We start from the raw sequence: 13,344 nt of genomic DNA, 5'->3' as shown, positions 1-13,344 counted from the left end.
TAAGCGCGCGCCGCTCTGCTCAATTACGAGTGGCAGTGCTCTTGATATGACTAGAAAAATACAGAATACAACTCTTTTTTCATTCGCGACGCAAGGTAATTACAGCCAGACAGAGAAATACAAACGTCACCGCTCCATAACCGGTCACGATCCGTGTATCCAAAATGCCGTGGCAACAATCACCAAGTTGTGTCCACAGGTTGTAATCTGTATAGAGAGAGTATCCCATCGGTGGGGATAATAACGCCAGGCCTTGGAACATCCCTCCAAACAATAGGATGAGAAAATGCGCACAACTGGTCGCTATCAACGCCGCTATGGGAGTAGACATACAACTACAAATCCACAAATCTATCGCGATGAGAATGCTACTCCACGCCGCCACGAAATACAGTCCTCCCCAGCGGACATAAGGGGCCACGCACTTTTCAATGGGTAAACTCGGCGCAATCCAATGAGCAATTTCACAGGAAAAACTCGCGAATAGCCACAAGCCCAAATACGCGGTCATGGCCACAACAAATTTCGAAAACACCGTCTTCCATGGCGGAAGTTCTAAAAGCTGCCGCGGCAGTCTTGAAAAAAATACGGATATGCTCAATGCCGGTAAGATCAACAATGAAGGTACCCAAAGCGCTTGAAATAACCGCGTCAAAAGAGGTTCACTTTGATGTAGTGTTGTATAATCTCGGATGGCACTTAACAAGACTACTCCCATTATTAGGACAAAAAGTCCAATGAGCAGATAGAGCTGCGGTGATGTGCGTAGACTGCGGTACTCATAGCGCAACGCCTGTCTTAAAGAACCCATAGAAAGATCGTGCGCGCCGAAAGAGATCTTTCAACGCAAAAGCGCAGCCTTTCGACTGCGCCCCGATAACTCCCTTAAAGGAAGTGGTTGTTATATGAAAAGAATCTGTGAGTGGGTATTGAAAGAACGCTAATCGACATTACCAGCAAAAATTGCACTGTCACCCAATTCTTCTTCAATCCGCATCAACTGGTTGTACTTGCAGATCCGATCGGTACGACTCATCGACCCGGTTTTGATTTGTCCGGCATTTGTAGCGACAGCGATATCGGCGATCGTCGTGTCCTCCGTTTCCCCCGAACGGTGCGAAACGATGCTCGTATAACCTGAAGTTTTAGCAAGTTCGATACAATCTAAGGTTTCGGTAAGCGAGCCGATTTGGTTGACCTTAATCAGAATCGAATTCGCGATATCGAGCTCGATCCCACGGGCAAGATAAACTGGATTCGTTACAAATAAATCATCACCGACGAGCTGGATCTCTTCGCCGAGGCGCTTGGTGAGTTCCGCCCAACCCTCCCAGTCGTTCTGGTCGAGACCATCTTCGATCGAGCGAATCGGGTATTTCTGTGCCAGCTCATGGTACCAGCTGACAAGCTCCGAAGCGGTATGAACCGACTGATCCGACTTTTTGAAGATATAACGACCCTTTTCGGAATCGAAGAACTCGGAAGCAGCAACATCAAGTCCAATGGAAATCTCTTCTCCGGGTTGATATCCCGCTAACTCGATCGCTTCGACGATAACGCCCAATGCATCTTCGTTTGACGCGAGATCGGGCGCAAAACCACCCTCATCGCCGACCGCCGTCGAAAGCTTACGATTTTTGAGGACCGATTTGAGCGCATGGAAGGTCTCGGCTCCCATCCGTACGGCATCGCGAAAAGTCTTTGCGCGGTGCGGAATAATCATAAATTCCTGAATATCGATCGGCGCATCGGAATGGGCGCCACCATTGAGTACGTTCATCATTGGGATCGGCAACGTCCGGGCATTAACCCCACCAAGATAACGGTAGAGCGGCATCTGGAGGCTTTTTGCCGACGCCTTTGCAACAGCGAGCGAAACCGCTAGAACGGCATTTGCGCCAAGGCTGCTTTTATTTTCCGTCGCATCGATCGCCAACATGACGCCATCAATACCCGCTTGGTCAAAAGGATCTAAACCAACAAGCGCAGGCCCAATTCGTTCCTGGATATTGTGGACCGCGGCGAGGACACCCTTTCCGTTAAACCGGCGCTTCACGTCAATGTGCTCGGGCGCAAAATCGACCGCATCCTTATCACGGAGTTCGATCGCTTCACGCTCCCCCGTACTCGCTCCCGAAGGAACTGCCGCGCGCCCCATCGTACCATCCGACAAAATGACATCGGCCTCTACCGTTGGATTGCCACGCGAGTCGATAATCTCTCGCGCTACAATATCTGAAATCGTCCGCTTCACCATAAGTATGGCGAGTTTACGCGCTAGAGCTGTTTTCGCAAGCCCATTTTAGGGGGCATTAGTCTCAGATTCGCTCTTAAGCAATAGGAGATCCATCTTTTGAACAATACTCAGACAGAGGGCGATCATGGCCTGTTCAATTTGGGCCGCAATGGAAGCGTAACGGTCCGACGATGCGGGAAGGGGCATATGAAATTCAAATGGCGAGCGATCCGATGACTTTTGCTTCAGATTATAAAACTCCCACTCTCCCGTAAAGCTAATGCGCTGGTTACGGATATCAATTGCCAACTCCTCGACATCAATGCGGATCGCGTGATCGGCGTCCTGCGCGCTATCTCGGGGAAAGATCTCAACGGCAACTCGCGGGAAGCTATTGCGAATATAGCGCCGGAGCAGGTCCAAAATACTCTCTTCAAGCGGGACCGCCCAACGGTACTTCGGGAGTTCTTTGAGCTCATTCGGCCCAAGTTGTTCGATAAAGTAAGGACTCTCGAGATGTTTTGGGAAATGCCGGATCGAAATCCGTACGGTCGCCTGATTAATCGCTGGCGCTGAAACTTCTGGTATCCGTGGCGCTATCAGAAAAAGCCGCGTCTCGTCGGGCTTTGGCTCTAATATCTGACATCCCGCAAGGAACAAGATGAGGGGAACGATACTAACGCGCGTCATGTCCATAATCAACTCCCGTTAAAAGTGCATTGGGCGACTTATTTAATAGATCAAGAAGGGATTGGAGCGAGCGAATCGCCTGGGCCCCACGGAGTAAAAGTACCTTAACATTCTGTCGAATATCCGATTCCGGCGATGTAATTTCCTCAATTCGCCGACATACCGCAATAAATTCGTGGATCCCTCCTTGCGCATCCTCCAAAGTTGTATCACATTTCTGTTCAAGGCGGTCGATTGCCAATGATAGCTTCGCGCATACCTGGTCAAAGCCCTTTGCCGCGGACTGAATCGACTTCAAAAGGTTTTGGATCATTTCCGAGGAGAAAAAGTCGCGGATCGTTACCGCCATCACAGAGAAATTATGGACGAGCTCGCGGAGGTCGGTTTTTTGGATCTGTTGGTCAATCGAGGCTAGGATCGAGGTCGCATGTCGAGAAAGCGCACCAAAGTCGATGGCGCTGAGCTTTTTAATGATGTTATCCGCACTCGACATAAACTTTTCGATCGCAGAGCGTACAGTCGGAATCTGCGTCCACTTTGTCTCATTTTTCCCGTAAAATCGCGCCTTATTCGGCCGGTGATAATCGAGCTCAACAAATAATTTCCCCGTAATGATGCTCTCCATCGAGAGCTTCGCCGCGAGCCCACCCATAATCTGGTGGTTAAAGAACTGATCGCTTTCAGCCCGAGAAAGTGGACGCGCACTGGGAGCAAAAATCGACGAATTAAGCTCCACAATCACTGGAGTCAAAACAACGCCAGTCTCGGTATCGTATGAAACGTCAATCGATTTGACTTCACCGATGCGAACTCCCTTAAACTTGACTGGGGCACCAACATCGAGCCCATTCATCGAGCTATCAAAATACATCACGAACTTCGTGGTCGGCTTAAAAAGTTTGTTATTAAACAGCACCGCTCCCATCCCTACCAAAATTGCTAGGGCGAAAACAACGAAGATACCAATTAGAGTTGGGCTACACTTTTGGCTCATGGCCCCCTCCTCTCGTTAAAAATTCCCGTACTTTTGGCTTTGAGTGATCCCGTAGCCATGTGGGCTTTCCAATGTCGAGTGCGCTTTGCGTCTCTGCATCTAAAAATAACGCCCGGTCACCGATCGAAAAAATACTCGCGAGCTCATGGGTCACAATTACGATCGTCGTCCCGAAGCAATCTCGAATTTCCCGAATAAGGTCATCGAGGTGTTTCGACGAAATCGGATCGAGACCCGCCGAGGGTTCGTCGAAAAATAAAATCTCGGGATCAAGAATCATCGCCCGCGCGAGGCCAGCACGCTTCTTCATTCCCCCCGAAATTTCGTAGGGATAGAATGTTTCAAACCCCGATAAGCCGACCAACGACAACTTAAATGCTACGAGATCCGCAATATCGCGCTCCGAGAGATCAGTGTGATAGCTCAGTGGCAGGGCGACATTTTCCGCAATTGTGAGATCCCCCCATAGCGCTCCGCTTTGGTAGAGGACACCAAGTTTTTGAGCGATTTGTTCGGAGGTAACCACGTCATTCACATCTTCCTCGCCATATTGTACTTTTCCCCGGGGAACGGGCTCAATCCCAATGAGATGCTTTAGCAATGTGCTTTTGCCGCATCCACTGCCACCAATAACTAAAAAAATTTCGCCGTGTTTAATCTGAAACTCGAGATCACGCATCACGACCGTCTCCCCATAGGCTAAAGTCAAGTCGTGTACTGTCAGGGCCGAGTCCACCGTAGCTATCCATTCTGAAAAAATTTTTATCTAAGTGCAATAAAAAGAATCGAGCTTGATCCCTACGTCTCAATCGACACTTTTTTTGGGGAATGGTGGCAAGTAAAACGAAACTTTGGGGCATTTTTCTTATTTTGGGCACTTTAGCCTGCTCCGCGTACGAGAACCGATACACCGAAATGACCTCGGCACTACGTCATAATGCAAAGGTCATTAGTCAAACGGGACTTCAACATCTCATTGAGTGGCACGAAATCTTTCCACAAAAAAAGTTCCCATTTCAAATCTATGGAAGCGCTCACAACGCTTGGCACTCGGGGGATCAATTTCATGGCTCAACAGCGCTTGCGCTTGCAGGCTGCAATCTCTCCTATAACAGCCCTCTACTGCGTCGGGCCTATGCGCTGGGACTCTTTGGCGGTGGCGCACGGGATCGCCTCAAGTTTTCGGGAGATTTACTAAAACGCACACGTATCGAACAGGGATTTTTCGGATACGGCGGTCACTTTCATATTTGGGGTCTTGAAATTGCAACGAGCACGCTCCTTTCCTTCGGTTCGGCGCGGACTGATTTAGGGCACACGTCATTGAATTACCAAAAACACCAGTGCCGAACACTCCACAGCCAATACACCGCTACTTACCTATGGGATCATCACGCCTGGTCCTTTGGCCCGATGATTGGCCTTATCAACGACCACATCAAGTACCACGGCGCAAAAGATTGGGATCAACAGAACTTCCACGCGTCGGATCTCGATGGAATCGCGGGCCTTTACCTTGTACACGATCGCGCGAAGTTCGATATCCGATTTTTTCTCGGGGGCCAACATAACTTCCGGCATCGCGAGCATGGTGGCGCCTTGAATTATCACGGCAAGACAGAACTTCCAAAAACGACGAAGCCGATCAAAAATCACTTCCTATTATCGACCGATTTCCACTATGCGCTCGCCTCGCACTGGCTTTTAACTTTTCATCTCTCTGGCAGTTACCATCGACGTGACAAGTTTACGGCAACGGGCCTGACATTAGACCACATTTTTTAGGTGAGAAACTTCATGCACAAAAAGCACCGCGGATTCACTCTGATCGAAATGGTCTGCGTCGTTTTTTTGCTGCTCCTACTTTTGGGGGCTTTTGGCGCTATTGGCATGGAAACGTTCCGTGGGCGTAAAAAAGCGATGCTGGCGCGGGCTGAAATGATCAAAATCGCGCATATTTTAGAAAATTATCGCACGGCCTACGGGGACTACCCCTGGGTCGCCCAACACAACGCACGCCAAGGGAAAATTCTCTGTTCGGCACTTAATGGCAAAATTCTCCCCGATGGTAGCACTCCAGAAAGTCAAACTGATTGGATTGACATTGCCCTTACTGAAATCGAGGGAGCATTGGTTAACCCTTTTGGCAACGCTTACATCTACTACTACCGCCTGCGCGAAGATCCCGATCGCTGGGGATATCCTTCTTACATACTGATTTCCCCCAAAAACGCGGATATATCAACAAACGTTACTGAGGATGGCGTCATTCTCGAAAATAGCAGGATTGCCGGCGATCTCATTATCACTAACGGCGGTTTTCTTTAAAATTATCACATTCTTTCGTGACGGAACCGAAAAATTTCTTAGCAGAGTCTGCATGGGTATGGATTTATTGCGTGTTGCCCCCGTTCGTCGTCGGGGAGCATTCACGATCCTCGAGCTACTTGCCGTTATTGCCACAATCGCGATCCTCATCGGGCTCATTTGGCCGACTTTCAACCGCGTCAAACGTTCGATGCATCTCGCACAATCCCGAGTCCAGCTGAATCGTTACGCCGTCGGCATGCGTGATTATTTTAATGAATATGGCGCTTTTCCTCGACTTCTCTCTGAATCCGAGGAACTACCTTCCGAAAAAGTTATTGCTCTTGACGCAGCCATTTCGGCGAACCTCATGCGCGCGCTTTCTGGTAAGGAACTCGACGGTATCACTGCGCTCCGCGACGAGCACGCGTACCTGAACCCCAACGGAACAACTTTTATCGAGTTTAGCGACGACGACTTTTGGATTGCGAAAAACGAAAAAACAATTGATCGAACACGCCTTGCGGATCGCTTTAATAACCCCGAAATTTACTTTGTCATCGAAAGCGATATGGACGACGATGTTCTGATCCCTCAAAACATTTTTAGCTCCTACCGCTCCATTCAAAAAAAAGTCCCTCCAGAAGGGCTACGCGAAAAGGTCATTTTTTTTACCGTTGGCGACAACAATCATTCTCTCGACGCCATTTCCTGGCGCAGCGAATAGGTCAAAATACCTGTCATACATTATCAATTTTATGGGATATCGGGATTAAGGGAACCCCTTTATGGATGCGAAAGTTCACAATATCATAACAAATATTAGCCGTTTCTTAAAAGATTATAATTTTTTAAAAATAATCTTGACTCCGATTAAAAGCAGTGGCAGAAGGTCCATCGCTATGAAGCTAAATATTCGAAAAAATTGTATAATTCTTACACTACTAACGGGTTCTTCTCTCTTTGGTAGCACCAACGCTCACCACCAAGGAGCACCACAAGCTCCCGTTGCTGCGCACCAGCAAGCGGTTACTCCGGACATTGACACGCTTGAGGCGATGTATCTTGAATTCCTTTCCAATCCCCATAATCCAGATTTAGTTCCCTACTGCGCAATATTGATGGACATTTTGGAAGCAATTAATGCCCTTAAAAGGACGACAATTTTTCAAGATATTCAAAGAATTCCTCATACCTGTAAAATGGATGATCTTGCGTTGCGTTTCGGGTACGACTTCCATAACATCGACGATCTGCAACGCCTAGTAGACCTACTAGAAAGGTGGTGTGCGCTTATGCTTACAAATGGCATGTCAAACCCTATGGGCCAAGTGAACGTAACGGGAGGCGCCCAACTACTATTTCGTATGAACAAGCATAACAAGGACGCACGTACTATTTCGCGCTACGCGAAACTTGCTCAACATCTAAATCTCATCAATGGAAAATCAGTTATCTATTACGCTATTGAAAAACTGAACAAAACACTCGGTGTCATTTTAGCGAAGGAAAATACTTTTCCCACAGCTTTCGTGTGTCCGCGTGATTTTTACATAGTCGCGCACATGGTGCAAATCCTTCTTGCATTTTTCATCCAATCTTCCGCAAAAATTTACGCAATCGGTGACGATAGGAATGCCTTCAATAGCCGATATGCTCCCATGCCTTTCGCGAACAAGGAAAGCCTCTGGTTTCTCCCAAGCTATGTACCGGTTCCAGCGGTGAACTTTCAACTCACGTTCGAATAGGAGTACTTCTTTTAAAGCGAACTGAGTATCAAGAGGTCTCGGCCTCAGGGGCGATGGTTTTACCTTGTCCTTGGTCGAGGTTCCGTTAATTCTCGAGGTCCATGAAGTACATTTTCATCACAGGGGGCGTTGTATCGTCGCTTGGGAAGGGATTGACTTCGGGGTCTCTCGGCGCCCTTTTGGAATGCCGCGGACTCCGGGTCTGTATGCAGAAGTTCGATCCGTATCTCAATATCGATCCAGGTACGATGAATCCGTCGCAACACGGCGAGGTTTATGTCCTTAGTGATGGCTCTGAAACCGACCTCGATCTCGGACATTATGAGCGTTTTACGTCCGCGGAACTTTCGAAGCGCAATACGTTGACGTCGGGTCAGATTTACGCTTCAGTTTTACAAAAAGAGCGCAATGGCGATTACTTGGGCAAAACCGTCCAGGTTATTCCGCACGTGACGAATGAGATTAAGGAGCGAATCTACGGCTCCGGCGAAGATGCCGATGTCGTTATTACCGAGATCGGAGGAACGACTGGCGATATCGAAGGGCTCCCCTTCCTCGAGGCACTACGACAACTTGCGTTAGAGCTGGGTCACGAGAATGCGCTCTTTATCCACGTAACATTAATTCCATTTCTCCGCGCCGCGGGCGAGTTGAAGACCAAACCAACACAACAAAGCGTCGCCAAGTTGCGCGAAATCGGCATCCAACCCGACATTATTGTTTGTCGAACGGAAATCCCGATTTCGGACGATATGCGACAGAAGATCAGTCTCTTTTGTAACGTTCCCGTCGCCAGTGTTATTGAAGAGCTCGACCTCAAGGTCTCGATTTACGAACTCCCGTACCTCCTGCACTCAGAAAAACTCGACGAAATCGTCTGCCAAAAATTGCAGCTCCCTTTACACGAAAGCAATATCGCGCCGTGGGAGACAATTGTTGAAAAAATTAAATTTCCGAAAAAAATCTGTACGATCGGCCTCGTCGCCAAGTACCTCGATGTCAAAGATGCGTACAAATCGGTCTACGAAGCGATCGCGCACAGCGGCATCCAAAATGATTGCAAGGTCAATGTCGAAGTCATCGACGCGGAGGAACTCGAGCTGGCCGATGATCTTGGGGAGTTTTTCGAGGGTATCAGTGGCATTTTGTTGCCCGGCGGTTTCGGTATCCGTGGAATCGAAGGGAAAATCCGCGCGGCACAGTTTGCCCGAGAACATCATATTCCGTATTTTGGCATTTGTCTCGGAATGCAAATCGCCGCCATCGAGTTCGCGCGCAATGTTTTGAGCTACGCCGACGCCAACAGTACAGAGATGGTCCCCGAAACGACCTACCCCGTCATTCGGATGATGTTCGATCAGCGCCATGTCACGCAAAAGGGCGGCACCATGCGCCTCGGAAGTTATCCCTGCAAACTCGTTGAAAATACCAAGGCAATTGCCGCATACCAGGCAAATTACGTCAATGAGCGTCACCGCCACCGCTACGAGTTCAACAACGATTATCGCGACGAGTTCGAATCGCATGGCGTCGTTTTTTCCGGCATTAATCCGGAGCACAATCTTGTCGAAATCATGGAGCTCCGCGACCACCCGTGGTTCGTTGGCGTCCAGTTTCACCCCGAGTTCCAGTCGAAACCGCGCCGCGCCCACCCGCTTTTTGCCGATTTCATCGCGCACGTGCTCGAATACCAGTCTTCGCGTGCCTAGATGCAATATGTCGCGATTATTCTCGTCGCCGGGCAAAGCCAACGCTGGAGTTTCGGTGATAAATGCCTAGCGCCTCTGAATGGAATTCCGGCGTATTTGTACTCGCTTCACGCTTTTATCTCGAGCGGATTTTTCAATCAACAAATCATCGTTTGCCATTCGGAAGAACAGCGGGATATCGTCGAAAAAACCGCTCAACAATGGCTACCACAAGCCTTAGCCTCATTACAATTCATCCTTGGTGGCGCAATGCGGACGGATTCGGTATTCAATGCACTTGAGTGGATTTTTAACCACGAGAAGCGTGAAACTATCGTCTTTATTCACGATGGTGCTCGTCCGCTACTAACCGCACAAAATCTAGAAAATCTCCGCAACGTCGTCACAAAAGATGTAGGAGCAACACTCGCTCACCGAATTACAGATACAGTTCTATGGGAGCCCCAACGTACCTATCCACCACGCGAACAACTTTGGGCGCTCGAAACCCCGCAGGCATTTTATCTGCCGCAACTCTATAACGACTATCAAAAATTTTTTAAAAATCCTCAAAACGTAACCGACGATACGGGCATCTACACGGGGACGCTAAAAATTGTGGAAAATCACACCCCGAATTTTAAGCTGACATATCCTCAAGATCGCGTACTCATCGAATTTCTTTTGTCCGAATACACCAAAAGTTTGGCTAAGCTGTAACTTTGAAAAATACGCGCTTCCCGGATTGAATCACATCATCTGGAACGATCGGATGTCTCGGATCGGCAACTTTTACGCCATTAACTTTCACTGCTCCCTGGTCGATGAGTCGCCGAATTTCGCGATTACTTTCAAAGAGCTGAGAAACCCCCATGATATCCGCGAGCATTCTCTTTTCCTCGGGTAGCGCCGCTAACGCAACTTCGGGCATCACATCGGGAAGCTCTTTTTTCGAAAAAACCGACTCAAACTGGCGACATTCATCGCTTGCAACTTCGTCCCCATAAAATCGCGCGACGAGTGTTTTTGCTAGTAACTTTTTAACTTCCATTGGGTGTTGATGATGAAGGTTTTCGACTTGTGCGTCTGAGTACAGTAGCAGCAATTTAAAGTAGATCCACATCGTCTCGTCCGCAATCGACATGATTTTTCCAAACATTTCAGCAGCTGAATGGTTGAACGAAATATAATTATCGTAGCTCTTCGACATCTTGCGTTCGCCGTCGAGTCCCACGAGAAGCGGCATTGTCATCACTACTTGCTCGGGTTGCCCGTAATCCTTTTGGAGCGTGCGCCCCACGAGAAGATTAAAGAGCTGATCCGTACCACCGAGCTCGACATCCGCCTCGAGCATCACCGAGTCATACCCTTGCATCAACGGGTACAAAAACTCAACAATCGAAATCGGAGCATTATCATGATAGCGCTTTGCGAAATCGTCACGCTCTAACATTCGCGCAACCGTCATCTTCCGTGCAATGATGAGCATATCATCGAATGTCATTTTCCGAAACCACTCGCTGTTTCGGCGGACGACCGTTTTCGAAGGATCAAGAATACGAAAGACCTGCTCGAGGTAAGTTTTCGCATTTTGTTCGACCTCATCTTGTGTAAGGACAGGACGCGTCGCAGAACGCCCCGACGGATCACCGACGGTCGCGGTATGGTCGCCAATCAAAAGAATCGCTTGGTGCCCCAAGTCTTGAAATTGCCGCAGTTTATTGAAAACCACCATATGCCCGAAGGTCAGATCCGGGCGTGTCGGATCGACCCCTAACTTTACGCGTAACGGGCGGCGCTCTGCGAGCTTTTTCGCCAACAATTCGCAGTTTACGAGGGTATCGACACCATTGGTCAACTGTTCCAGCACATCCATGGGCCCCACGTTAAAACGACAAGCGCCGAGGTCAATGCTCTAGCGCGTTTCGCCGGAACGTGGCCCACGATAAGCATTTTTGAGTAACGCCAACCCGAGATAGATGAGAAAAAAAGGGACACAAAGGAGAAAAACACCCAAACGGCCACTCGAACGCCCAAAGTGACCCAATTTCCGACAAAAAGTTTGAAGCTGAATCGACATTAAGCAATCCCCATGAGTTGGATAATCCTTAACAATTCTTGCTCACCGCTGTACTCGATGACGATTTTCCCGTGTTTGGGTCCATGTTGCAACGAAACCTCAGCTGCAAGTTGCTCCGCGATCTGTTTTTCAATCTTCATGAGCGACGTGCTAAGTTCATTCGGCGTTGAAGCAACAACCGTTGTAAGATTTGGTTTTAAAAGTGCTGCTTGGCGTTCCGTTTGACGAATATTGAGATTTCCGTCAATGATCTTTTCAAAGAGCTTACGGCGTGCAATGGGATCCTCGACACTTAACAAAATCTTGGCGTGCCCTGGCATGATCTGTCCCACTTCGAGAGCATGAAGCATATCCGGTTCGAGGTTGAGTAACCGAATGACATTCGCCACTGTCGCGCGCGCCCGACCCACACGTTGCGCAATCTGTTCTTGCGTAAAACCATATTCTTCGACGAGGTTCGCAAACCCAAGCGCTTCTTCGACCGGATTAAGGGACTCACGTTGGAGATTTTCGATCAGTGAAATCACCGCACAATCACGCTCCGTAGCTCGGATGATACGCGCTAAAATGGTCTCTTTTCCCAACGACTGCATTGCCCGAAAACGACGTTCTCCGGCGACAATTGTAAAAAACTGCCCTTCAGAAGGCCGCACAAGAATCGGCTGTAAAAGCCCCTCTTGGCTGATACTCTCAGCAAGCTCCTTAACCGCGGTTTCATTGAACGTCCGCCGAGCCTGTTTGACATTCGGTATAATGTGTTTTAGCGCGATCTCCCGAACTTCCGCAACGGGCACAACTTCCTCAATGGTCATACTTTGGCGCTCTACAGAAACTAACGAAGCATCTATAGGTTCCTCCTTTGTCGACACCGGCTCTAGACTGCTCCCCACACCGTGCATGATGAGGTTTTCAAGGCCACGGCCTAATCGCGATCGCTTCCCGTTGACCATTGTCTACTTCGCTCCTTTAATCGGGATAAAGAGCATCTGACCAGGCGTCACTTGGCCCTTTTTCGGGAAAAAGTTGAGCTTTTCGAGCGTCTCGACCGTCGTATCAAATTTTTTAGCGATACCCTCTAACGTCTCTCCGGCCTTGACCTCATAAGCGATGCCTTCGCCCGGATTTTTCATCGTTCCCTGAGCTACCTCGGACAAACAGTGCTGCGCGTTGAGCACCGCGATAATACGGTTGAGCGCGACTTGAAAGCGTTCTGCAAGCGCTGTGAGTTCTTCGGAAACCTGCGCCGAAAATGTCTGAAACTGGGGGACGAGTTCTTCACGATTGACGTATGGCGTTAGGGCATCCGTCACCAATTTCTGGACCTTTTCACGCAACGCATCACTCAACGTATCCCGGGCAAGCTTTTGGACTTCAACTTCTTTTTGGAGACTTTGTACGGTTGCGGTGAGATTACGGACCTCAGTTTGAAGAGCCGATACCTCAAAGGAAAGCGCACTGACCTCCTCTCGAAGCGGAGGAGTGAAACTTTTTCCCGCACAAAGGGACGTCACACAACACAGAATACCCCACACGACGGACCTGAACATCATTCTGCGCGGGATTTTACATAACCGCATGCGTTGTCAATGGTTTCTCGAAAA

At 48.9% G+C, this 13,344-nt stretch carries 14 protein-coding genes; 6 read left to right on the top strand and 8 right to left on the bottom strand.

Translation table 11 applies throughout. The annotated features are described in order from the left end of the window. Nucleotides 1–79 precede the first annotated feature (79 nt). The 5 genes from LW808_002605 to LW808_002585 all read right to left on the bottom strand — a co-directional run bounded on the left by LW808_002605 (nt 80) and on the right by LW808_002585 (nt 4,599). Nucleotides 80–811 (bottom strand): hypothetical protein, encoded by a 732-nt coding sequence (locus tag LW808_002605; GenBank protein ID UPA28175.1) that lies wholly within the window; start codon nt 809–811, stop codon nt 80–82. Nucleotides 812–940: 129 nt separating this feature from the next. Beyond that, nucleotides 941–2,257, bottom strand: a complete 1,317-nt coding sequence (gene eno / locus LW808_002600; GenBank protein UPA28174.1) for a phosphopyruvate hydratase — start codon at nt 2,255–2,257, stop codon at nt 941–943. Nucleotides 2,258–2,302: 45 nt separating this feature from the next. Beyond that, nucleotides 2,303–2,926: a PqiC family protein gene (locus tag LW808_002595; protein UPA28173.1), complete on the bottom strand. Its 624-nt coding sequence runs from the start codon at nt 2,924–2,926 to the stop codon at nt 2,303–2,305. After that, a complete protein-coding gene (locus LW808_002590) occupies nt 2,913–3,920 on the bottom strand; it encodes an MlaD family protein (protein UPA28172.1) in 1,008 nt (335 codons plus the stop codon). Before LW808_002590 ends, LW808_002595 begins: the two co-directional genes overlap by 14 nt. After that, nucleotides 3,904–4,599, bottom strand: a complete 696-nt coding sequence (locus tag LW808_002585; GenBank protein UPA28843.1) for an ATP-binding cassette domain-containing protein — start codon at nt 4,597–4,599, stop codon at nt 3,904–3,906. The genes LW808_002590 and LW808_002585 overlap by 17 nt, the downstream gene beginning before the upstream one ends. Before the next feature lie 152 nt (nt 4,600–4,751). Between LW808_002585 and LW808_002580 the strand changes: the two genes are divergently transcribed. The 6 genes from LW808_002580 (at nt 4,752) to LW808_002555 (ending at nt 10,383) form a co-directional block, all read left to right on the top strand. Next, a complete protein-coding gene (locus LW808_002580) occupies nt 4,752–5,705 on the top strand; it encodes a hypothetical protein (protein ID UPA28171.1) in 954 nt (317 codons plus the stop codon). A 12-nt stretch (nt 5,706–5,717) separates the two neighbouring features. After that, nucleotides 5,718–6,248: a prepilin-type N-terminal cleavage/methylation domain-containing protein gene (locus LW808_002575; GenBank protein ID UPA28170.1), complete on the top strand. Its 531-nt coding sequence runs from the start codon at nt 5,718–5,720 to the stop codon at nt 6,246–6,248. Nucleotides 6,249–6,306: 58 nt separating this feature from the next. Continuing rightward, nucleotides 6,307–6,954: a hypothetical protein gene (locus tag LW808_002570; GenBank protein ID UPA28169.1), complete on the top strand. Its 648-nt coding sequence runs from the start codon at nt 6,307–6,309 to the stop codon at nt 6,952–6,954. A 175-nt stretch (nt 6,955–7,129) separates the two neighbouring features. After that, nucleotides 7,130–7,975 carry a hypothetical protein gene (locus LW808_002565; GenBank protein ID UPA28168.1) on the top strand — a complete coding sequence of 282 codons (846 nt, stop codon included), beginning with the start codon at nt 7,130–7,132 and terminating at the stop codon, nt 7,973–7,975. A gap of 101 nt (nt 7,976–8,076) precedes the next feature. Beyond that, nucleotides 8,077–9,684, top strand: a complete 1,608-nt coding sequence (locus tag LW808_002560; GenBank protein ID UPA28167.1) for a CTP synthase — start codon at nt 8,077–8,079, stop codon at nt 9,682–9,684. Then, nucleotides 9,685–10,383 carry a 2-C-methyl-D-erythritol 4-phosphate cytidylyltransferase gene (locus LW808_002555; GenBank protein ID UPA28166.1) on the top strand — a complete coding sequence of 233 codons (699 nt, stop codon included), beginning with the start codon at nt 9,685–9,687 and terminating at the stop codon, nt 10,381–10,383. Here the strand turns inward: LW808_002555 and tyrS are convergent. The 3 genes from tyrS to LW808_002540 all read right to left on the bottom strand — a co-directional run bounded on the left by tyrS (nt 10,373) and on the right by LW808_002540 (nt 13,290). Next, complete coding sequence (gene tyrS, locus LW808_002550) at nt 10,373–11,539, bottom strand: tyrosine--tRNA ligase (GenBank protein UPA28165.1); 1,167 nt, start codon at nt 11,537–11,539, stop codon at nt 10,373–10,375. The genes LW808_002555 and tyrS overlap by 11 nt on opposite strands. 203 nt (nt 11,540–11,742) lie before the next feature. Continuing rightward, nucleotides 11,743–12,693: a ParB/RepB/Spo0J family partition protein gene (locus LW808_002545; GenBank protein UPA28164.1), complete on the bottom strand. Its 951-nt coding sequence runs from the start codon at nt 12,691–12,693 to the stop codon at nt 11,743–11,745. Nucleotides 12,694–12,696: 3 nt separating this feature from the next. Continuing rightward, entirely contained in the window at nt 12,697–13,290 is a 594-nt protein-coding gene (locus LW808_002540; protein UPA28163.1) for a LysM peptidoglycan-binding domain-containing protein, read from the bottom strand. Between the last annotated feature and the right edge of the window lie 54 nt (nt 13,291–13,344).

Source organism: Verrucomicrobiota bacterium (genome assembly GCA_021294815.2).
GTDB lineage: Bacteria > Verrucomicrobiota > Verrucomicrobiia > Opitutales > LL51 > LL51.
The sequence above is the reverse complement of the archived record's forward strand: the minus strand, read 5'-3'. Positions and strand labels throughout refer to the sequence as shown.

Bases quoted from the DNA above. Each gene is read 5' to 3' on its own strand.
- LW808_002585 (UPA28843.1), bottom strand. From the start codon at position 4,599: ATGCGTGATCTCGAGTTTCAGATTAAACACGGCGAAATTTTTTTAGTT.
- LW808_002555 (UPA28166.1), top strand. From the start codon at position 9,685: ATGCAATATGTCGCGATTATTCTCGTCGCCGGGCAAAGCCAACGCTGG.
- LW808_002565 (UPA28168.1), top strand. From the start codon at position 7,130: ATGAAGCTAAATATTCGAAAAAATTGTATAATTCTTACACTACTAACG.
- LW808_002605 (UPA28175.1), bottom strand. From the start codon at position 811: ATGGGTTCTTTAAGACAGGCGTTGCGCTATGAGTACCGCAGTCTACGC.
- LW808_002540 (UPA28163.1), bottom strand. From the start codon at position 13,290: ATGTTCAGGTCCGTCGTGTGGGGTATTCTGTGTTGTGTGACGTCCCTT.
- LW808_002575 (UPA28170.1), top strand. From the start codon at position 5,718: ATGCACAAAAAGCACCGCGGATTCACTCTGATCGAAATGGTCTGCGTC.
- LW808_002590 (UPA28172.1), bottom strand. From the start codon at position 3,920: ATGAGCCAAAAGTGTAGCCCAACTCTAATTGGTATCTTCGTTGTTTTC.
- tyrS (UPA28165.1), bottom strand. From the start codon at position 11,539: ATGGATGTGCTGGAACAGTTGACCAATGGTGTCGATACCCTCGTAAAC.
- eno (UPA28174.1), bottom strand. From the start codon at position 2,257: ATGGTGAAGCGGACGATTTCAGATATTGTAGCGCGAGAGATTATCGAC.
- LW808_002570 (UPA28169.1), top strand. From the start codon at position 6,307: ATGGATTTATTGCGTGTTGCCCCCGTTCGTCGTCGGGGAGCATTCACG.
- LW808_002560 (UPA28167.1), top strand. From the start codon at position 8,077: ATGAAGTACATTTTCATCACAGGGGGCGTTGTATCGTCGCTTGGGAAG.
- LW808_002595 (UPA28173.1), bottom strand. From the start codon at position 2,926: ATGACGCGCGTTAGTATCGTTCCCCTCATCTTGTTCCTTGCGGGATGT.
- LW808_002545 (UPA28164.1), bottom strand. From the start codon at position 12,693: ATGGTCAACGGGAAGCGATCGCGATTAGGCCGTGGCCTTGAAAACCTC.